The organism is Gemmobacter fulvus, from assembly GCF_018798885.1.
Classification (GTDB): domain Bacteria; phylum Pseudomonadota; class Alphaproteobacteria; order Rhodobacterales; family Rhodobacteraceae; genus Gemmobacter; species Gemmobacter fulvus.
Genome location: NZ_CP076361.1, coordinates 1,978,558 through 1,998,691 on the forward strand (window position 1 = coordinate 1,978,558; position 20,134 = coordinate 1,998,691).

Genomic DNA, 20,134 nt, shown 5'->3' on the forward strand with positions numbered 1-20,134 from the left:
GCCTGTCGCTCCAGATCAGAAGGAAACCGACCATGGTATTGAAATCACTTGGCCTTGCTGCCGCACTGGCGCTTGCCACCGCCCTGCCATCCTTTGCCGCGCCGCTGAAGATCGGGGTGGTGCCGGGGGCCTATGCCGATGCGGTGGGCGTGGCCGCCGCCGAGGCGAAAGAGCAGGGGCTGGAGGTGGAGGTGATCGAGTTCAGCGACTGGAACACACCCAACCTTGCACTGGATGCCAAGGACATTGACCTGAACTTCTTCCAGCACCAGCCCTTCCTTGAAAATGTCGAGGCCGAAAAGGGCTTTGATTTCAGCGTGGTGGCCCCGGGTATCCTGCAAAACTTCGGCTTCTTCTCGCTCAAGCACGCCTCGCTGCAAGACATCCCCGAAGGGGGCAGCGTGGCGATTGCGAATGATCCGGTGAATCAGGGCCGCGGCCTGTTGCTGCTGGCCAAGGCCGGGCTGATCACGCTGAAAGACGGTGTGGGGTTCAAAGGCACGGTGGATGACATCACCGCCAATCCCAAGAACCTGACATTCACCGAGGTTGAAGGCCCGCAGCTGGTGCATGTGACGCCGGATGTGGATCTGGCGCAGGGTTATCCGCATTTCATCGTGGCGTCGGGCGCGTTCGATCCGACATCTGGCCTGATCTATTCCGGGGTCGAGGACAAGATCTTCAACGTGAGCTTCGTCAGCCGCGCGGGCGAAGAGAATGACCCGAAGATCCAGCAATTCGTCAATCTATTCCACAGCTCGCAGGCGGTGAAGGATCAGATTCACACCTCTTTTGCGGGCAGTGACAAGCTTTATGTCCTTGCGTGGTTGCTGCGATGACCGGGGCGATTGCGATCGGCTTTCCGACGCAGACCGAGGCGGGGGCGCGTGCCGCCCCGGTCGCCGAGGCGCGGAAATCAGGGGGATCGGTGCGGTTCGAGGCGCTGGGCAAAACCTATGTCTCGTCGGCGGGCGAGGTGCAGGCCCTGCGGAACGTTACGCTGGAGGTGAGCGCGGGCGAGATTTTCGGGATCATCGGCCGCAGCGGCGCGGGCAAATCCAGCCTGTTGCGCAGCATCAACCGGCTGGAATCGCCGACCGAGGGCCGCGTTCTGGTGGATGGGGCCGATATTGCCGGTTTGGGCGAAGCGGGCCTGATGCAGCTGCGCCGCCGGATCGGCATGATCTTCCAGCATTTCAACCTGCTGTCCGCCAAAACCGTGCGCGAGAATGTGGCCCTGCCCCTGCGCATCGCGGGTGTGCCTAGGCACGAGGTAGACCGGCGCGTCGACGAGGTGCTGCATCTTGTCGGGCTGGAGGGCAAGGAAGACACCTATCCCTCGCGCCTGTCCGGGGGGCAGAAGCAGCGGGTCGGCATTGCCCGGGCGCTGGTGAACCGCCCCGAGATCCTGCTGTGCGACGAGGCGACCTCGGCGCTGGACCCGGAAACCACGCTGTCGATCCTGCAACTGCTGCGCGACATCAACAAACGGCTGGGCCTGACCATCATCCTGATCACGCATGAGATGAGCGTGATCCGCGAAATCTGTCACCGGGTGCTGGTGCTGGAGCGCGGCCAGATTGCCGAAACCGGCCCGGTCTGGCAGGTGTTCGCAGCACCGCAACATGCCGCGACGCAGGCTCTGTTGCGCCCGTTGCGGCGAGATCTGCCCGCCGATCTTGCGGCGCGGCTGACGGCGCGGGCGACAAGCGCAACCGATCTTCAGGTGGTCGAGCTGAGCCTTGAGGGCGATGCCCTGCCGGATCTGGCAGCGCTGGCGCAGCAGTCCGGTGGGCCGGTGCGGCTGGTTCAGGCGCAGGTCGACCCCATTCAGGGCCATGCGGTGGGCCGGCTGGTGCTGTTGGTCGGCCCGGGGGCCGATCTGTCCAAACTTCCCTATCGCAACAGGAGCCTCGGGTATGTCGCCGCAAATGATTGACCGGCTGATCAACGCCTTTTTCGACACGGTGCTGATGGTCTCGGCCTCGGCCGGAATCGCGGTTCTGGCGGGCATTCCGCTGGCGGTGTTTCTGGTGACCACCGGGCCGGGCGGCTTTTTCCTCGCACCGCGCCTGAACCGTGTTCTGGGGGCCATCGTGAACGGCTTTCGGGCGGTGCCCTTCATTGTGCTGCTGGTCGCGCTGATCCCCGTCACCCGCCTGATCACCGGCACGACAATCGGCGTCTGGGCGGCGGTGGTGCCGCTGTCCATTTCGGCCACGCCGTTCTTTGCCCGCATTGCCGAAGTGTCGCTGCGCGAGGTCGATCCCGGCCTGATCGAGGCGGCGCAGTCCATCGGGGCAAGCCGCTGGCATATCGTGCGCCATGTGCTGCTGCCCGAGGCGCTGCCGGGAATCCTGGGCGGTTTCACCATCACGGTGGTGTCGATGATCGGTGCCTCTGCCATGGCGGGCGCGGTCGGGGCCGGGGGCCTCGGCGATGTGGCCATCCGCTATGGGTATCAGCGGTTTGACACCACGGTGATGGTGGCCGTGATTGTGATCCTCGTCGCTCTGGTCAGCCTCGTGCAGGGCGCGGGGGATACTGCTGTCCGTCACTTGCGGGCGCGGTAGCGCGGGGGATGCAGCCCCTGTCGCAACGCAAAAGGGCCGGGATCACTCCCGGCCCTTTCTGCCTGTCGGCGCCTGTCACAGATTGAGCAGACGCGCCGCCGAGTCATGCAGCACCTTAGGCAACACGCTGTCCTTCAGGCCAAGGCCTTGCAGATCGTCAATGCTCTGGCGGATTGGGCGGAACGGATAGGAGGATCCGAACAGCAGCTGATCGGCCAGAAAGCTGTTGGCGGCCTCAATGTAAAGCTGGCTGCCGGGCTGGAACAGATACATGTCGGGGATCAGAAAGACGTTTTCATGCCGGAAGGCCACGCCGATGATGCCCGCGACCTGCGGCCAGAAGCCGTGAAAGACGCCGATCTTCAGCCGGGGAAACTGCCGCGCCACATTGGCCACCGGCGCGGGGTCGTTATAGCGCGGGTCGGGGGTGGTCGGGCCGCTCATCAGGAACAGTGGCACGTTCAGGGCCGACAGCAGATCATAGAGCGGAAAGAACACCGGGTCATCGGCATGGCGGAAGGGCGAACCGAAGCCCGGCTCCACATCAATTCCGCGCAGGCCCAGCGTCAGGATGGCGCGCTCTGCCTCGTCCAGCGCGGTCTGGCGGCCCATGCTGACGATATCCACCGAACCGATGCCCTCAAGCAGCGGCGAGCCGCTGACAATCTGGTGGATCGTGTCATTCGGCAGATGCTGCGTTGGCGTGTGGCGCCCGACCACCACCGCCTTGGTCAGTCCGGCATCGCGCACTTCGGCCAGAAAGCCCTCGTGCGTGGCCGAGCGGGTGAAATGGTCCAGATCCCCACGGGTGCCGACGCGGCCATTCAGCCAGGTCACCACATCATAATCCGGCCCGCCCGGCGTCTTGCCGAAGAAATCGTGCAAATAGGCGGGGCGGCAGCGCATGTCGATGATATTCATGGGATCTCTCAGCTTGCAGAGGTTTGTTTCTGAACATGGCGCACATCAAAGGCGCCGCCGGTCTGGCTGCTGTCGCGCAGCGTGACCGCGCGTTTGCCCAACAGCGGAAAGACCAGTTCGGCAAAGCGGATGCTTTCTTCCAGATGCGGATAGCCCGACAGCACGAAGGTATCGACCCCCAGCGCCTGATAGTCGCGCAGCCGGTCCACGATCTGTTCGGGGCTGCCAACCAGCGCCGTGCCCGCCCCGCCGCGCACCAGCCCGACACCGGCCCACAGGTTCGGGCCAATTACCAGATTGTCGCGCCGCCCGCCGTGCAGGGCCGCCATGCGCGCCTGCCCGACGGAATCCATTCTGGCGTAATTGGCCTGTGCCGCCGCAATCTCGGCATCGGTCAGACGCGAGATCAGGCGATCCGCCTCGGCCCAGGCTTCGGCCTCCGTCTCGCGGGCGATGACATGCAGCCGCACGCCGAAGCGCAGCGTGCGCCCGTGCTTGGCGGCCCGCGCCCGCACATCCGCGATCTTTTCGGCCACCTGCGCCGGGGGCTCGCCCCATGTCAGATAGGCATCGACATGCCGGGCCGCGAGATCATGCGCCGCCGAAGAAGAGCCGCCGAAATACAGCGGCGGATGGGGGCGTTGCACGGCGGGGTGAAAGTTCCGCGCGCCCTTCACCGTGACATGCTTGCCCTCGAAATCCACCGTCTCGCCCGCCATCAGCCTGCGCCAGACGGTCAGGAATTCATCGGCATTCTCATAGCGGCCATCATGGCTGAAAAACACGCCATCGGCGGCCAGTTCGGTGGCATCGCCCCCCGGCACGACGTTCAGCAGCAACCGCCCGTTCAGCGCCTGATCCAGCGTTGCCGCCTGCCGCGCCGAGGCGGTCGGCCCCATGATCGAGGTGCGCAACGCCACCAGCAACTTGATGCGCGTGGTCGCGTCGATCAGGCTGGCCGCCGTGACCCAAGGGTCCTGGCACGAGGCCCCTGTGGGGATCAGCAGGCCGTCATAGCCCAGCCGGTCGGCCGTCACGGCAATATCGCGGATATAACCATGCGAGGGCGCGCGGCCAAAATCCGAGGTGCCAAGATAGCGGGTATCGCCCGAGGTGGGCAGGAACCAGAAGATATCGGGCGGGGTCATTCGGCAGCTCCGAGCAGGGGGGCGCGGGGCCGAAACCCCTGCGCCGTATGGGTGGCGGGAAGGCGGTCGCCCTTGCCGAAAATCCGGTGGCGCAGAGATCCCTCGCCATATCCGGTCTTGTAGCTGCCGCGCGTTTGCAGTTCGGGCACCACCAGATCGGCGAAATCGGCATAGCTTTCAGGGGCGACGATGCGGGTCAGGTTGAAGCCGTCGATCTCGCCCTCGCGGATCCAGTCCTCCAGCGTGTCGGCCACCTGAACCGGCGTGCCCACGGCCAGCGGATACCGCCCGCCCAGCGCCAGCTGGTTCAGCAGCACGCGTTTGGTATAACCCCGGCTTTCGGCGATCTTCGCCGCCGACTGGATGGCATTCGATTGCCCGAAGGGGATCGGATCATCCAGCCCATAGCGCGCAAAGTCGATGTTCAGCGAGGCCGAGTAATGCGCCAGCCCGGCTTCGGGCGAGCTGACGGCGCGATATTCGGCCAGCTTGTCCTGGGCGGCCTTGGCACTGTGATCGGCGATGACCGCAATGCCTGCAAGGATGCGCACATCTGCCGGATCACGACCTGCATCGGCCACCGCCTTGCGGATCGACCGCGCCATGGCCCGTGCCGCCGCCGGATCGGGGGCCGAGATGAACACACATTCGGCATGCCGCGCCGCGAACAGCTGCCCGCGCCCGGAAGTGCCCGCCTGAAACAGCACCGGCGTGCGTTGGCGTGACGGTTCCGACAGGTGATAGCCATCCACGCTGTAGAACGGCCCCCGATGGTGGACCGGGTGGATTTTGGCCGGGTCGGCATAGACGCGCGCGCTGCGGTCGGCGCGCACGGCATCCTCCTCCCAGGATCCCTCCCACAGCTTGTAGAGCACCTCCAGATAGTCGTCGGCCTGATCATAGCGCAGGTCATGGCTGCCCTGCCCATCGCGTCCCACCGCACGGGCGGCGCTGTCCAGATAGCCGGTGACGATGTTCCAGCCGATCCGCCCCTCGGTCAAATGGTCCAGCGTCGACATGCGGCGGGCAAAGGTATAGGGCGCTTCGTTGTTCACATTGACGGTGACGCCGAAGCCAAGGTGCCGCGTGACCGAAGCCATGGCCGACACCAGCATCAGCGGATCATTGACCGGCAGCTGCACGCCTTCGCGCGCGGTCACGTCGATGCCCGCGCCGTAAACGTCATAGACGCCCAGAATATCGGCCAGAAAGATCGCGTCGAACAGCCCGCGCTCCAGCGTCTTGGCCAGTTCCGTCCAATGGTCCAGCCGCTTGTAATTCACCGAAGTGTCGCGCGGATGCACCCATTGACCATGGTTGATATGACCAACGCAGTTCATGTTGAACGCATTGACCAGAATGTGTTTTCCAAGAGGTCCGGCCATCAGATTGCCCCGTGTCTGGGAGGGTTGATGCCGTTCAGCGTATGATTGCCGACGGCATGGTATTTCCACCGCACCGGATCATGCAGCGTATGGGTGCGCACATTGCGCCAGTGCCGGTCGAGGTTGTCAGCGGCCAGCGTGGCCGATGTGCCGGTGAACTCGAACAGCTTCGATGCGGCCAGCAGTCCGGCCTTGGTGGTCAGCACCCGCGCTTCGGCCACAGCCACCGATGCGGCGGCGACCGTGCTTTCGGTCGGATCGGCAATCGCCGCATCCACCGCGCTGCCCGCCCGCTCCAGCAGGGCTTCGGCGGCGGTCAGGCGCACGGATACTTCGCCCAGACCGGCGAGAGTCAGCGGATCCTGCGCCGCCGTCTCCACCTTTGCATCGAGCCAGGGGCGGGCACGGTCGCGGATGAAGGGCAGGGTGGCGGCGAAGGCCCCCTTGCCGATCCCGAGGTCGATCGCCGCATGGATCAGCTGTGCCACCGGGCCAATCGGCGTGGCGCGTTCAAAACTGGTCTGGAACGGCACGACCCATTCCGGCTGCACGGTGACCTGATCGAAGGCCACAGACCCCGATCCGGTCACGCGCTGGCCAAAGCCGTCCCAATCATCGGTGATGGTCACACCGGGCGCGCGGCGCGGCACGAATACCAGCTGCTGCACTTCGGCATCATCCACCGCCAGCGTCGGGATCCAATGCGCGTAGATCGCGCCGGTGCAATAGAATTTCTGCCCGTGCAGCACCATTCCGTCCGGCGCGCGCACCAGCCGGGTGCGGCGTTTGAAATCGCGATGACTGATTTCTGCCAGCGCATTGCCAAAGCGCAGCCCCTGCAAGGCCTTCTGGAAGAAGAACCGTTGCTGCCCGTCGCGTGCACCGCTGCGCAGCACTTCCAGCGCATAGAAATGGTTCTGCGGAATCTGGCTGAGAGAGCCATCCGCCGCCGCGATGATCGCCGTCACCTGCGCCAGGGTGACCATCGACACCGCCGCCCCGCCATAGGCGCGCGGCACGGTGATGCCCCAGAGCCCCGACGCAGAGAAGCGGTCCAGCTCCTGCCATGGCAGGATGCGGTCGCGGTCGCGCTGCAAGGCGCGGGTGGCGAAATCCGCGGCAAGGCGGTGCGCGATGTCCAGCGCCTCCTGATCCGACCGGATCACATGGGCTTCGGGTGGCGGCTTGGCGGGCGAAGGGGGTGCGGTCATGGTCAGTTCCATTGATGGCGGGCGGGCAGGGCACCGTTCAGGTGCCAATTGCCCAGCAGGTGGAATTTCCAGCGCAGCGGATCGTGCAGCGTATGCACCCGCGCATTGCGCCAGTAGCGGCCCAGATTGGGGCCAGCACGGGTGGTGGCGCTGCCTGCCAGCTCGAACAGCTTTTCCGAGGTTTCCAGCGCCACTTCGCTGGTCAGGATCTTGGCTTCGGCCACCGCCACCGATGCGCGGGCCGAGGCTTCGGCCGTCACTGGCGCGGCGGCGATGCTGTCGATCAGCCGGGCGGCGCGGCGCAGCACCGCCTGCGCGGCATGGATGTCGATCTGTAAGCGCCCCACTTCGGCGATGATATAGGGATCGTCCACCGCGCGGCTGACGCCGCTATCCACCCAGGGGCGCGATTTGTCGCGCAGGAAGGCCAGCGTTTCCGCCAGCGCCCCCAGCGCGATCCCGCTGTCGATGGCAGCCTGAACAAGCTGCGAGACCGGCCCGGCCAGCCCCGGCACATCGGCCCGTTGCCAGACCGGGATGATCTGTTCTTCGCTGTCAATGCGCACATCCTCGAAGATCACCGAGCCCGAGGCGGTGGTGCGTTGCCCGAAGGAGGACCAGTCGTCGACCACCCGCACCCCCGGCGCATCATGTGGCACCCAGACCTGCACCGGCCTGCCCTCTTCGTCATTGGCGCGGGTCGGGATCCAATGCGCGAACAGTGCGCCGGTGGAATAGAAACGATGCCCGGACAGGCGCAGACCCTGATCGGTGCGGCGTAACCGGGTGGTGTTGTGCGTGACCAGATTGCGGTTCTTTTCCGGGCCGGCATTGCCGATCCGGTGGCCTGCCAGCACATCGGCAAAGAAGCGGCGCTTCTGGCTGTCGCTTCCGGCCTCGCGCAGCAGTTGCAGCACGCCGAAATGGTTCTGCGGGATCTGGCCCACCGAACTGTCGGCGGCGCAGATGATCTCGAACACCTCGACCAGCGTCACGTGATCCAGCCCCGGCCCGCCATGCTCTTTCGGGATCAGGATCGAGCCGAGGCCCGAGGCGGTATAAGCCTCCATCTCGCGCCAGGGCAGGATGCGGCCCCGGTCGCGGTCAGCGGCCAGTGGCGCGATATGGTCGGCAAAGGCCTGTGCGGCGGCACGTGCGGCGACGGCATCGCGCAGGACAGGCGGGCGGAACGGCGGCAACGGGCGCAGGCCCACTTCCGCGCCAGAAGAGGGCGTGATCTGGATCGTCATGGCATTGTCCTGACAAGATTTTCAATAACGATTTATCTTGTCGTGATTATGCGCAGCCCCGGCCCCCGAGGCGATTCCAAAGCCGGAGGCGGAAAGAGATCAATCTTTCCCCAAGGGCGGCGCTGGCGAGGGATTTCTTATCCGCCACCCCCTGCCCAACGGTATCACGGGCTGCGTCACTCGGCCCCGGAATAGGGGGCAAAGCGCGCCTCGCCCGGATTGACCGCCAGAGGGCGGCCCACGGTCGGGAAGGCGCGCTGCGGGCAGGCGGGGCGTTCGCAGATCTTGCAGCCGGGGCCGATGCGGGCGGCAATCGCGGGGTTCTTCAGGTCGATCCCGCGCGCATAGACCAGCTTTTCCGCATGGGCGAGATCGCAGCCAAGGGCGATGGCAAAGGTCTTGTCAGGGGCGCCAAAGCCGCCGCGCCGGTGGCGCACCATACGCGCGATCCACAGATAGCTGCGCCCGTCCGGCATCTGTGCGACCTGACGCAGAATTTCGCCGGGGCGGGCGAAAGCCTCGTAGACATTCCACAGCGGGCAGGTGCCGCCGATGCGCGAAAAGTGGAAATCGGTCGCGGATTGCCGTTTGGAGATATTGCCCGCCCGGTCCACCCGGACGAAAAAGAACGGCACCCCGCGCGCGTCGGGCCGTTGCAGAGTGGACAGGCGGTGGCAGATCGTCTCGAACCCCACGGCAAAGCGGCGGGCGATCAGGTCGATGTCATAGGCGGTGGATTCGGCGGTTTCCAGAAAGGCGCGGTAAGGCAGGATCAGCGCGCCTGCGAAGTAATTCGCCAGCCCGATCCGCAGCAAGGCCCGCCCGTCGGGGCCGATGGCGGGATCGTCTGACAGGCGCGCGATCATGTCCTCCTGCTCAATGAAGGCCAGTTGCGTGGCGATCTGAAACGCTTGCTGGCCCGCATCCAGATGGCCCGCAAGGCGCAGGATACGGGCGGCGCGGTCAAAGCTGCGCAGCCGGGTTTCATCGGGCGCATGGGTGACGCGGATGCCATGCCGCCCCGCCAGCCGGTCGATCAGGCCGGCCAGCATCGCGCCTGCGGGCAAGGCGCCGCCAATCGCCTCGGCCGCCGCATCCAGTTCGGGCACATGGTTGCGTCGATTGTAAAACCAGTCGCGGACCGCCTCGAACGCTGTCGGCGCGGCCCGCTGCCCCGGTTCAGACAGCCGCCCGGCCAGAAGATCCGCGCGTTCGGCGGTTTCCCTGAGCGCGGATTGCATGGTGATGATGGTGCGCGCGATCTCGGGCATGTTGGTGGCCAGTTCGCGCACCTCGGCCAGCGAGGGCACCAGCCCCTGATCGGCAAGGGCGGCGCGCAGATCGGTGATGATGCGCGCGCCTTCACTGTCGGCAAAGATCTGCACATCCAGTTCGAACACCGCATTCAGTTTGAGCAGCACCGGGACCGTCAGCGGGCGCTGGTTCTGTTCGATCTGGTTCAGATAGCTGGGGCTGATTTCCAGCGTGCGGGCCAAGGCGGCCTGCGTCAGCCCCCGCTCTTCGCGCAGACGCCGCAGGCGGACGCCCATATAGACCTTGCTCATCTTCGCAACCTTCGCAAATCACAGCGCAATCCTTCGCAATATCACGCTTTTTCAGGACTTTAACGGGTGTTGGATTCACGGATAGCTGATTTTGCAAATCGACTGAAGCCAAAGATGCAGCGTCGGCCCAAGACAGCGAAGGACATTCCAAATGATCACCCATGACCTGCGGAGCCATAAATCCGCGGAACATCTGCCGCGCGCGGCGCAGCTGGCCTGGAAAATCGCAGAGGTGGCGGCTGATCCGGTCACGGTGGAGCCTGCGGTGACCGAGATGATCATCAACCGGATCATCGACAACGCGGCGGTGGCCGCCGCCGCCGTGGCGCGCCGCCCGGTTGCCTCGGCCCGCGCGCAGTCGCTGTGCCATCCGTTCAAGAAAGGTGCCACACTGTTCGGCATGCCGCATGGCACGCGGGTCAGCCCGGAATGGGCGGCCTGGGCCAATGGCACGGCGGTGCGCGAGCTGGATTTCCACGATACGTTTCTGGCCGCTGATTACTCGCACCCCGGCGACAATATCCCGCCGGTTCTGGCGGTGGCGCAGCATACCGGCAAATCCGGAGCGGATCTGATCCGGGGAATTGCGACAGGATATGAGATTCAGGTCAATCTGGTGCGGGGCATCTGCCTGCATGCGCACAAGATCGACCATATCGCGCATCTGGGGCCTTCTGCCGCTGCCGGGCTTGGCACGCTGCTGAACCTGCCTGTCGATACGATCTATCAGGCGGTGCAACAGGCGCTGCACGTCACCACCACCACCCGCCAGTCGCGCAAGGGCGAGATTTCAAGCTGGAAAGCCTTTGCCCCGGCCTTTGCGGGCAAGATGGCGATCGAGGCGGTGGATCGGGTGATGCGCGGCGAAGGTGCCCCCAGCCCGGCATGGGAGGGCGAGGACGGGTTCATCGCCTGGCTGCTGGGCGGCCCGGATGCGCGCTATCAGGTGCCGCTGCCGAGTGAGGGTGAGGCGAAGCGGGCGATCCTGGATACCTATACCAAGGAACATTCGGCGGAATACCAATCACAGGCGCTGATCGACCTTGCCCGCAGGATGGGGCCGGAGATCGGGGATCCTGCGGGGATCGACAGCATCGTCATCCATACCAGCCACCACACCCATCACGTCATCGGCACCGGGGCCAATGATCCGCAGAAGATGGACCCGAATGCCAGCCGCGAGACGCTGGACCATTCGATCATGTATATCTTTGCGGTGGCGCTGGAGGATCGGGGCTGGCACCACGAAACTTCCTATACGCCCGAGCGTTCGGCGCGGCCCGAAACCGTGGCCCTGTGGCACAAGATCTCGACCGTGGAAGACCCGGAGTGGACGCGCCGCTATCACGCGCAGGATCCCAAGGAAAAGGCCTTTGGCGGGCGGGTGGTTGTCACGCTGAAGGACGGGCGCATCCTCACCGACGAACTGGCGCTGGCAGATGCCCATCCGGCGGGCGCGCGGCCGTTCCGGCGCGGGAATTACATCCGCAAGTTCCTGACCCTGTCGGACGGCATCATCGCGCCGGGCGAACAGCAGCGTTTTCTGGATGCGGCAGAAAATCTGGCCGATCTGCCTGCGGATGGGCTGGGCATTCTCAATTTCACCGTCGATCCGGGCCGGTTGGGCAGCCACCGCCCGCACGGCATCTTTGACTGGACATGAGGAGAGCGGGATGAGCGGTTCCATGGTGAAACCGAAGAAATCGGTGGCGCTGTCAGGGGTGGTGGCGGGCAATACCGCGCTGTGCAGCGTGGGCCAGACCGGCAATGATCTGCATTACCGGGGGTTTGACATCCTCGACATTGCCGAGGCCTGCGCCTTTGAAGAGGTGGCGCATCTGCTGCTTCATGGCAGTTTACCCACCAGCGCCGAGCTTGCGGCCTACAAGATCAAACTTCAGGCGCTGCGCGGTCTTCCCCTGGCCGTGCGGCAGACGCTGGAGGCGATCCCGGCTGCGGCGCATCCCATGGATGTGCTGCGGTCGGGTGTGTCGTCGCTGGGCTGTGTGCTGCCCGAAGCGTCGGATCACAATACGCCTGCCGCCCGTGATATTGTCGACAGGTTGATCGCGGCGCAGGGGTCAATGCTGCTTTACTGGTATCATTTTGCCCAGCATGGCCGCCGGATCGAGGTGGAAACCGCGGATGACACCATCGCCGGGCATTTCCTGCACCTGCTGCATGGCAAGCCCGCGACGGCGGATCAGTTGCGCGCCCTGCACATCACGCTGAACCTCTATGCCGAGCACGAGTTCAACGCCTCCACCTTCACGGCGCGCACCATCGCGGGCACGGGATCGGATATGTATTCCTGCATCGCGGGGGCCATCGGCGCGCTGCGCGGGCCAAAGCACGGCGGCGCGAACGAGGCGGCGTTTGAAATCCAGAAGCGTTATGCCAGCCCGGATGAGGCTGAGGCGGATATTCGCGCCCGGGTCGCCGCCAAAGAGGTGATCATCGGCTTTGGCCATCCCGTCTACACGCTGTCGGATCCGCGCAATGTGGTGATCAAGCGGGTGGCGCGGCACCTGTCGGTGCGGGCCGGATCGCAGAAGATGTTCGACATTGCCGAGCGGATCGAGGCGGTGATGGCCGATGCCAAGGGCATGTTCCCCAATCTCGATTGGTATTCTGCCGTCTCGTATCATCTGCTGGGCGTGCCCACCGCCATGTTCACGCCGATCTTCGTGATCGCGCGCAGCGCAGGCTGGGGCGCGCATGTGATCGAACAGCGGCAGGATAACAAGATCATCCGACCGTCGGCCCATTACATCGGCCCTGACAACCGCTGTTTCCTGCCGCTTGACCAGCGCGGCGGGCTGCTCAATGCCCCGGTGGAGTGACCCATGCCCTATCTTAAGTCTGACGCCCTGCCCGATACCCCGGCAGGGGCCCGGTTCCGTGCCGCTCTGGCCCGGCCCGGCATCCTGCACCTGCCCGGCGCACAGAATGGCATGGCTGCCTTGCAGGCCAAGGCGGCGGGGTTCGATGCGCTGTATCTGTCCGGCGCGGCGATGACGGCCTCGATGGGGCTGCCCGATCTGGGCATCATCACGGTGGATGAGGTTGCGTTCTTCATCCGCCAGATCACCCGCGCAACCGGCCTGCCGCTGCTGGTCGACGGGGATACCGGCTATGGCGAGGCGCTGAATGTCATGCATATGGTCAGGACATTCGAAGATGCGGGGGCCGGGGCCGTGCATCTGGAAGATCAGCTTCTGCCCAAGAAATGCGGCCATCTGAATGACAAGAAGCTGGCTGCGCCGCAGGATATGGCGACCAAGGTGGCGGCAGCGGCGCGCGCCACGCGGCATCTGGTGGTGATTGCCCGCACCGATGCGGCGGCCAGCGAAGGCATCGACGGCGCGGTTGCCCGCGCGCAACTCTATGTCGAGGCCGGGGCGGATGCGATTTTCCCCGAGGCGCTGAGCTCTGTCGAGATGTTCCGCGAGGTGCGGGCGCGGCTGCCCGGTGTGAAGCTTCTGGCGAACATGACCGAATTTGGCCGCACTCCGATGCTGACCGCGCAGCAGTTTGAAGAGCTGGGCTATGACATGGTGATCTGGCCGGTGTCATCCTTGCGGGTGGCGAACAAGGCGCAGGAAAGGCTTTACGCGGCGCTGCGCCGGGATGGCGCGACGCAGGCAATGATCCCCGAGATGCAGACCCGCGCCGAATTGTATGACCTGATCGGGCTGTCCGCCTTTGAGGCGCTGGATCAGTCCATCGCGCAATCGGTGGTGCCGGACTGGGAGCGCGGCACGTCTGTGGCCTGAGCGAGAGGGGCGGCCCTGCGCTTGACCTCGGTGCTGCCGCGCTTTAGAGATATGTTATATTATATCAATAGTGGACCCTATCATGCAGCATATCCTTCCCGGCGCAACGGCGCTGTCGATCCTTCTGGCAGGGGCCGCCTGGGCCGATGAGGCACAGACCGTCTACCGCGTGATCGTCGCCGATCACGCCGCCCCGCGCCTGACGGTGCTGGATCTGTCAGCCCCCGACACGCGCTGGACCTTCGATGTGGCGGGGCAGGCCAAACCCTATGCGCTTGCCGGGGGCCGCGTGGTGGCAGCGGTGCAATCGAACGACGATCATGTGCATTTCCTGTCGACCGGGGTGACGGTGCAGGACCATGGCGATCATGCGGATATTGCGGTGGCAGATCCGGCCCTGATCGGCGCGCCGCTGACCGGGCCGCGCCCGTTCCACGTTGTCAGCCATGACGGGCACTCCGTCATCAATTTCGACAAGGGCGGTTACGCGCTGATGCTCAAGGAGGATGCGCTGGCTGCGGGCCAGATTGCGCCGGTCGAATTCCGGCAGAGCCGGGCGCATCATGGCTTTGTCACGCCCTTCGGCGGCACCATCCTCAGCACTGTTGCATCCGACGCGCCGGTTGAGGGTGATGCCGCCTCGACACGGCTCGGGCTGCAAGCCTTTGCCGCAGATGGCAGCGCCGCAGGCGATCTGGCACCCTGCACTGCGATCCATGGCGAGGCGTTTTCGGGGGCCTATCTGGCGGCGGGCTGCAAGGAGGGGGTGCTGACCGTGACCGGCAGTGGCGCAGAACCCACCTACCGGATGCTGCCCTATCCGGCAGAGTTCCCTGAGGCGACAACCGGCACCCTGCTCGGTTCCACCGCCATGCAGGTGTTTCTGGGCAATCACGGACCGGATGGGCTGGTGGTGATTGATCCGGTGGAGGCCCCGCATATGCGCCGCATCGCGCTGCCGTTCCGCCGCGTCGATTTTGCGCTGGACCCGGCGCAGCCCGCCCATGGCTATGTGCTGACCGAAGATGGCAGCCTGCACCGGGTTGACCTGCTAAAGGCCGAAATCGTGGCAAGCGCGCGGGTGACCGAAGCCTATTCGATGGATGGCGACTGGAACGACCCGCGCCCGCGTCTGGCCATGGCAGGCGACCGCATCGTGATGAGTGATCCGCGCGCGGGCCTGTTGCGGGTGATCTCGGCCGAGACGTTGCAAGAACTGTCGACCGTCGCGCTGGGCGGGCAGCCCTATACGCTGACCGTGGTGGGCGGCAGCGGCCTGAACCATTGACCGCGCGGGGGGCGTCAGGCCGCACTGCCTGACGCCCCCCGCTGTCACATCCCTTGCACCTAAAGATCATACGCCCTATGTGAGGCCGCTCTTGTCCCTTTGGCCCCGGGGGGGAATCGTGATGATCCAGACACCATACTACCTGATCGACCGGGCGAAGCTTTCGCGCAACATGGCGATCATCGACCGGCTGCGCGCAGGCTCCGGTGCCAAAGCCTTGCTGGCATTGAAATGTTTTGCGACCTGGCCGGTGTTTGACCAGATGCGGAACCATATGGACGGCACCACCTCCAGCAGCCTCTATGAGCTGCGGCTGGGGCGCGAGAAATTCGGCAAGGAAACCCATGCCTATTCGGTCGCCTGGTCCGATCACGAGATTGCCGAGGCGGTCGGTTATGCCGACAAGATCATTTTCAATTCCATCGGTCAGCTGGAGCGGTTCGACAATCAGTCGGCACAGATCGAGCGCGGTCTGCGGCTGAACCCGCGCTTTTCCACCAGCGGCTTTGATCTGGCCGACCCGGCCCGCCCGTTCAGCCGTCTGGGCGAATGGGATGCGGGCAAGATCGAAGCGGTGATGGACCGGATCAGCGGTTTCATGATCCATTACAATTGCGAGAATGCCGATTTCGATCTGTTCGACCGGCAATTGACCCGGATCGAGGATGAGTTCGGCGCGCTGCTGCACCGGCTGAAATGGGTCAGCCTCGGCGGCGGCATCCACTTCACCGGCGAAGGCTATCCGGTCGACCGTCTGGCGGCGCGGCTGAAGGCGTTTTCGCAGCGCTTCGGCGTGCAGGTCTATCTGGAACCCGGCGAGGCGGCGATCACCGGATCGGCCAGCCTTGAGGTGACGGTGCTGGATATCCTGAACAACGGCAAGGATCTGGCGATTGTGGACAGCTCTGTCGAGGCGCATATGCTCGACCTGCTGATCTATCGCATTTCCGCCCGGATGGATGTCTCGGGCGATCATCCTTACATGATTTGCGGCAAATCCTGCCTTGCAGGCGATGTGTTCGGCGAATTCAGCTTCCCCGCGCCGCTGAGCGTGGGTGACCGGCTGAGCATTGCCGATGCCGCTGGCTATACGATGGTCAAGAAGAACTGGTTCAACGGGGTGAAGATGCCAGGCATCGTGATCCGCGAACTGGATGGTTCTGAAACCGTCGCGCGTGAATTCGGCTATGCCGACTATGCCTCCAGCCTCGGATGACCCGGCGTTGAGTGAGGCCCTTCCCTCTGTCCTTAAAGGAGACGGTTCGAAGTGAAACGGAACGTTTTGATCATCGGTGCTGGCGGCGTGGCACAAGTGGTGGCGCATAAATGTGCGCAGAACAATGATCGTCTGGGTGATCTGCATATTGCCAGCCGAACGCGGGCGAAATGCGAGGCGATCATCGCCAGTGTGCATGACAAGGCCGCGATGAAGGTGCCCGGCGTCTTTGCCGCCCATGCGGTCGACGCGATGGATACGGCGGCGGTCGCGGCACTGATCCGCGAAACCGGCGCGCAGATCGTGATCAATGTGGGGTCGTCCTTCGTCAACATGACGGTTCTGGAGGCCTGCATCGACACCGGCGCCGCCTATATGGATACCGCGATCCACGAAGACCCGAAGAAGATCTGCGAAACCCCGCCATGGTATGGCAATTACGAATGGCAACGCCGCGACCGCTGCAAGGCGGCGGGTGTGACGGCCATTCTGGGCATCGGCTTTGACCCCGGCGTGGTGAATGCCTGGGCGCGTGTGGCCGAAGGCATGATGGACAAGATCACCTCGATCGACATCGTGGACATCAATGCCGGTTCGCATGGCAAATGGTTTGCCACCAATTTCGACCCCGAAATCAACTTCCGCGAATTCACCGGCACGGTCTATTCGTGGCAGCAGGGGGCATGGCAGGAAAACACCATGTTCGAAGTGGGCAAGGTGTGGAACCTGCCGGTGGTGGGCGATCAGAAGGCCTATCTGACCGGCCATGACGAGGTGCATTCGCTGTCCAACCGCTACAAGGACGCCGATGTGCGCTTCTGGATGGGCTTTGGTGACCACTATATCAATGTGTTCACCGTGCTGAAAAACCTCGGTCTTTTGTCCGAAAAGCCGGTGAAAACCGCCGAGGGGCTGGAGGTTGTGCCGCTGAAGGTGGTCAAGGCCGTGTTGCCCGATCCGGCCAGCCTTGCGCCCAATTACACTGGCAAGACCTGCATCGGCGATGTGGTGAAAGGCGTGAAGGATGGCCAGCCGGTCGAGGTGCTGATCTACAACGTGGCCGACCACAAAGAGGCCTATGAGGAAGTCGGCGCGCAGGGCATCAGCTATACCGCAGGTGTGCCGCCGGTGGCGGCAGCGCTTCTGATCGCCGAGGGTGTCTGGGATGTCGGCACGATGGTCAATGTCGAGGATCTGGACCCGAAACCGTTCATCAATCTGTTGAACGGCATGGGCCTGCCCAGCCGGATCAAGGATGCGGCGGGCGACCGGGCGCTTTCGTTCTGAAACAATCGTTCACATTGTAAAAGGGCGGCCCTCGGGCCGCCCTTTCTGGTGTCAGGCGGTGATGAAATCCCGCACGAACTGGCTGGCCGGGCGGGCACGGATGTCCTGCGGCTTGCCGATCTGTTCGATGCGTCCCATTGACATCACCACAACCAGATCGGCCAATTCCATCGCCTCGTCCTGATCATGGGTGACAAACACCGTGGTCAGGCCGGTTTCATCGTGAATGTCACGCAGGCCCTGCCGCAGTTCCTTGCGTACCTTGGCATCCAGAGCGCCGAAGGGTTCATCCAGCAGCAGCATCCGCGGTTCGATGGCCAAGGCACGGGCCAGCGCCACGCGCTGCCGCTGCCCGCCCGACAACTGGCTGGGAAAGCGCGCGCCGATCTGCGGCAACTGGATCAGCTCCAGCAGCTTTGTCACCCGCCGCGCGACCTCGGCCTTGGCCGGGCGTGCGCCGCGGGGGCGGGCGTTCAGGCCATAGGCGATGTTTTCAAACACCGTCATATGGCGGAACAGGGCGTAGCTTTGGAACACGAACCCGGCCCTGCGCTCCTGCACGGTCAGGTTGGTCGCATCCTCGCCGTCAAACAGCACCCGGCCCGAAGTGGGAAATTCCAGCCCGCCCAGAATACGCAGCAGCGTGGTCTTGCCCGAGCCGGACGGCCCGAGCAACGCCACCAGCGCCCCCGACGGAATCGCGAGCGAGACAGGTTGCAGGGCGGCGGTGGCCCCGAAGAGTTTGGAGATTTCGTCGATCTCGATATGCATGTCGCGGTCCTTTCGGAGTGCGGGCAGGGCAGCCCCGCCGGGTGAACTGAGGATCTTAATGGCGATGCGTGGCGGCCAGCGCGTCGGCGTGGCGGATTTCCAGCGCGGTTTTCAGCAGCAGGGTCAGCAGGGCCAGCGCGGTCAGCAGGGCCGACATCGAAAAGGCGGCAACCGAAAGATATTCGTTATACAGCATCTCGATGGTGATCGGCATGGTGGCGGTCTGGCCCCTGATCTTGCCCGAGACCACCGCAACCGCCCCAAACTCGCCCATGGCCCGCGCATTGCAGAGCAGCACGCCATAGAGCAGCGCCCAGCGGATATTGGGCAGGGTGACCGTCCAGAAGGTGCGCAGGCCTGAGGCCCCCAGCGTCAGCGCCGCCTCTTCCTCGGCGCGGCCCTGTTCGACCATCACCGGGATCAACTCGCGCGCCACAAAGGGGAAGGTCACGAACATCGTGGCCAGCGCGATGCCGGGCAGGGCAAAGACAATGGGAAAGCCCTGCGCCACCAGCCAGCCACCGGCAAGCGAATTGGCCCCGAACATCAGCACGATGCACAGGCCCGCCACCACCGGGCTGACCGAAAACGGCAGGTCGATCAATGTGATCAGGAAGGCCTTGCCGCGAAAATCGAATTTGGTGATGAACCAGGCGGCGGCGATGCCGAAGGCCGCATTCAGCGGCACCGAAATTGCGGCGATCAGCAGCGTCAGCTTGATGGCTGACAGCGCATCACGGTTGCCAAGGCTGGCAACCGCAGCCCCCACCCCCTTGGCCGTGGCTTCGGCAAAGACCACCAGCAGCGGCGCAAAGACCAGCACCACGACACCCAGCACCGTCACACCGATCAGGGCAAGGCGGGCCAGCGGTGTTTCTTCGGTGGCAGGGCGGAATTGGGTTGTATCAGACATATCCGATCCTCCGACGGCTCCAGACCTGGATGAGGTTGATGACCAGCAGCATCGCAAAGCTGATCAGCAGCATGGCGATGCCGATGGCGGCGGCGGCGTCATAGTTGAATTCTTCCAACTGGATCACGATAAGCAGCGGTGCGATCTCGGTCACCAGCGGGATATTACCCGCGATGAAGATGACACTGCCATATTCGCCCACTGCCCGCGCGAGGGCGAGCGCAAAGCCGGTCAGGGCCGCCGGGGCCAGCATCGGCAGGATCACCCGGCGCAGCGTGTGCAGGCGGCTTGCGCCCAGCGTGGCCGAGGCCTCTTCGACCTCGCGGTCGATTTCCTCCACCACCGGCTGCACGGTGCGTGTGACGAAGGGCAGGCCGACGAAGATAAGCGCGATGAAGATGCCCCATTGCGTATAGGCTATCTTCCAGCCGATCTCTTTCGCCAGCCCGCCGAAAAAGCCGTTGGGGGCGTAAAGCGCGGTCAGGGCAATGCCTGCCACCGCCGTCGGCAGGGCGAAGGGCAGATCGACCGCCGCATCCAGAATGCGCCGCCCCGGAAAACGATAGCGCACCAGCACCCAGGCCAGCAGCACGCCAAACACCAGATTGAACAGCGCGGCCAGCAGCGAGAGGCGGAACGACAGGAACAGCGCGGCCCAGACGCGCTCGCGGTTCACCGTCTCCCAGATATTGCCAATGCCAAAGCTGGCGCCCTTCAGAAGAAGGGCGCCGATGGGCAGAAGCACGACGAGGGAGAGCATCGTGAGGGTGATCCCCATGGAAAGCCCGAGTCCGGGCATGGGAGAGCGGTGGATCAAAGGTCTGCCCATC

18 protein-coding genes are annotated in these 20,134 nt (G+C 64.5%); 9 read left to right on the forward strand and 9 right to left on the reverse strand.

Features of this window, described 5'->3' with window-relative positions; genetic code table 11:
- Window positions 1-32: 32 nt before the first annotated feature.
- From KM031_RS09615 to KM031_RS09625, 3 genes are read left to right on the forward strand one after another with little or no spacing between them, the layout of a single operon-like run.
- A complete protein-coding gene (locus tag KM031_RS09615; protein ID WP_215505855.1) occupies window positions 33-839 on the forward strand; it encodes a MetQ/NlpA family ABC transporter substrate-binding protein in 807 nt (268 codons plus the stop codon).
- Window positions 836-1,939: a methionine ABC transporter ATP-binding protein gene (locus KM031_RS09620; protein WP_215505854.1), complete on the forward strand. Its 1,104-nt coding sequence runs from the start codon at window positions 836-838 to the stop codon at window positions 1,937-1,939. The genes KM031_RS09615 and KM031_RS09620 overlap by 4 nt, the downstream gene beginning before the upstream one ends.
- A complete protein-coding gene (locus tag KM031_RS09625; protein ID WP_215505853.1) occupies window positions 1,920-2,573 on the forward strand; it encodes a methionine ABC transporter permease in 654 nt (217 codons plus the stop codon). The genes KM031_RS09620 and KM031_RS09625 overlap by 20 nt, the downstream gene beginning before the upstream one ends.
- Before the next feature lie 75 nt (window positions 2,574-2,648).
- Here KM031_RS09625 and KM031_RS09630 read toward each other — a convergent pair whose 3' ends face one another.
- The 6 genes from KM031_RS09630 to KM031_RS09655 form a co-directional block, all read right to left on the reverse strand.
- Window positions 2,649-3,494, reverse strand: coding sequence for an amidohydrolase family protein (locus KM031_RS09630; RefSeq protein WP_215505852.1), 846 nt, complete (start codon window positions 3,492-3,494; stop codon window positions 2,649-2,651).
- Between the two features lie 8 nt (window positions 3,495-3,502).
- Window positions 3,503-4,642: an FMNH2-dependent alkanesulfonate monooxygenase gene (gene ssuD / locus KM031_RS09635; protein WP_215505851.1), complete on the reverse strand. Its 1,140-nt coding sequence runs from the start codon at window positions 4,640-4,642 to the stop codon at window positions 3,503-3,505.
- Entirely contained in the window at window positions 4,639-6,027 is a 1,389-nt protein-coding gene (locus KM031_RS09640) for an LLM class flavin-dependent oxidoreductase (RefSeq protein WP_215505850.1), read from the reverse strand. Before KM031_RS09640 ends, ssuD begins: the two co-directional genes overlap by 4 nt.
- Window positions 6,027-7,238, reverse strand: coding sequence for an SfnB family sulfur acquisition oxidoreductase (locus tag KM031_RS09645; RefSeq protein WP_215505849.1), 1,212 nt, complete (start codon window positions 7,236-7,238; stop codon window positions 6,027-6,029). The genes KM031_RS09640 and KM031_RS09645 overlap by 1 nt, the downstream gene beginning before the upstream one ends.
- Before the next feature lie 2 nt (window positions 7,239-7,240).
- Window positions 7,241-8,488, reverse strand: coding sequence for an SfnB family sulfur acquisition oxidoreductase (locus tag KM031_RS09650; RefSeq protein ID WP_215505848.1), 1,248 nt, complete (start codon window positions 8,486-8,488; stop codon window positions 7,241-7,243).
- A 176-nt stretch (window positions 8,489-8,664) separates the two neighbouring features.
- Window positions 8,665-10,053, reverse strand: a complete 1,389-nt coding sequence (locus tag KM031_RS09655; RefSeq protein WP_215505847.1) for a short-chain fatty acyl-CoA regulator family protein — start codon at window positions 10,051-10,053, stop codon at window positions 8,665-8,667.
- Window positions 10,054-10,204: 151 nt separating this feature from the next.
- Between KM031_RS09655 and KM031_RS09660 the strand changes: the two genes are divergently transcribed.
- The 6 genes from KM031_RS09660 (at window position 10,205) to KM031_RS09685 (ending at window position 17,620) form a co-directional block, all read left to right on the forward strand.
- A complete protein-coding gene (locus KM031_RS09660; RefSeq protein ID WP_215505846.1) occupies window positions 10,205-11,716 on the forward strand; it encodes an MmgE/PrpD family protein in 1,512 nt (503 codons plus the stop codon).
- Window positions 11,717-11,726: 10 nt separating this feature from the next.
- Complete coding sequence (gene prpC, locus KM031_RS09665) at window positions 11,727-12,896, forward strand: bifunctional 2-methylcitrate synthase/citrate synthase (RefSeq protein ID WP_215505845.1); 1,170 nt, start codon at window positions 11,727-11,729, stop codon at window positions 12,894-12,896.
- Window positions 12,897-12,899: 3 nt separating this feature from the next.
- Complete coding sequence (prpB, locus tag KM031_RS09670) at window positions 12,900-13,829, forward strand: methylisocitrate lyase (protein ID WP_215505844.1); 930 nt, start codon at window positions 12,900-12,902, stop codon at window positions 13,827-13,829.
- An 82-nt stretch (window positions 13,830-13,911) separates the two neighbouring features.
- On the forward strand, window positions 13,912-15,117 hold the full coding sequence (locus KM031_RS09675; protein ID WP_246567131.1) for a metallochaperone AztD: 1,206 nt from the start codon (window positions 13,912-13,914) through the stop codon (window positions 15,115-15,117).
- 121 nt (window positions 15,118-15,238) lie between these two features.
- The gene (locus KM031_RS09680) at window positions 15,239-16,333 is read left to right on the forward strand and encodes a carboxynorspermidine decarboxylase (protein ID WP_215505843.1); all 1,095 of its coding nucleotides are present in this window, start codon (window positions 15,239-15,241) and stop codon (window positions 16,331-16,333) included.
- A gap of 51 nt (window positions 16,334-16,384) precedes the next feature.
- The gene (locus KM031_RS09685) at window positions 16,385-17,620 is read left to right on the forward strand and encodes a saccharopine dehydrogenase family protein (protein ID WP_215505842.1); all 1,236 of its coding nucleotides are present in this window, start codon (window positions 16,385-16,387) and stop codon (window positions 17,618-17,620) included.
- A gap of 51 nt (window positions 17,621-17,671) precedes the next feature.
- Here KM031_RS09685 and KM031_RS09690 read toward each other — a convergent pair whose 3' ends face one another.
- The 3 genes from KM031_RS09690 to cysT are packed head-to-tail and all read right to left on the reverse strand — an operon-like array spanning window position 17,672 to window position 20,133.
- Complete coding sequence (locus KM031_RS09690) at window positions 17,672-18,391, reverse strand: sulfate/molybdate ABC transporter ATP-binding protein (RefSeq protein WP_215505841.1); 720 nt, start codon at window positions 18,389-18,391, stop codon at window positions 17,672-17,674.
- Window positions 18,392-18,446: 55 nt separating this feature from the next.
- Window positions 18,447-19,304, reverse strand: a complete 858-nt coding sequence (cysW, locus tag KM031_RS09695) for a sulfate ABC transporter permease subunit CysW (RefSeq protein WP_215505840.1) — start codon at window positions 19,302-19,304, stop codon at window positions 18,447-18,449.
- On the reverse strand, window positions 19,297-20,133 hold the full coding sequence (cysT, locus tag KM031_RS09700) for a sulfate ABC transporter permease subunit CysT (RefSeq protein ID WP_215505839.1): 837 nt from the start codon (window positions 20,131-20,133) through the stop codon (window positions 19,297-19,299). Before cysT ends, cysW begins: the two co-directional genes overlap by 8 nt.
- Window position 20,134 lies beyond the last annotated feature (1 nt).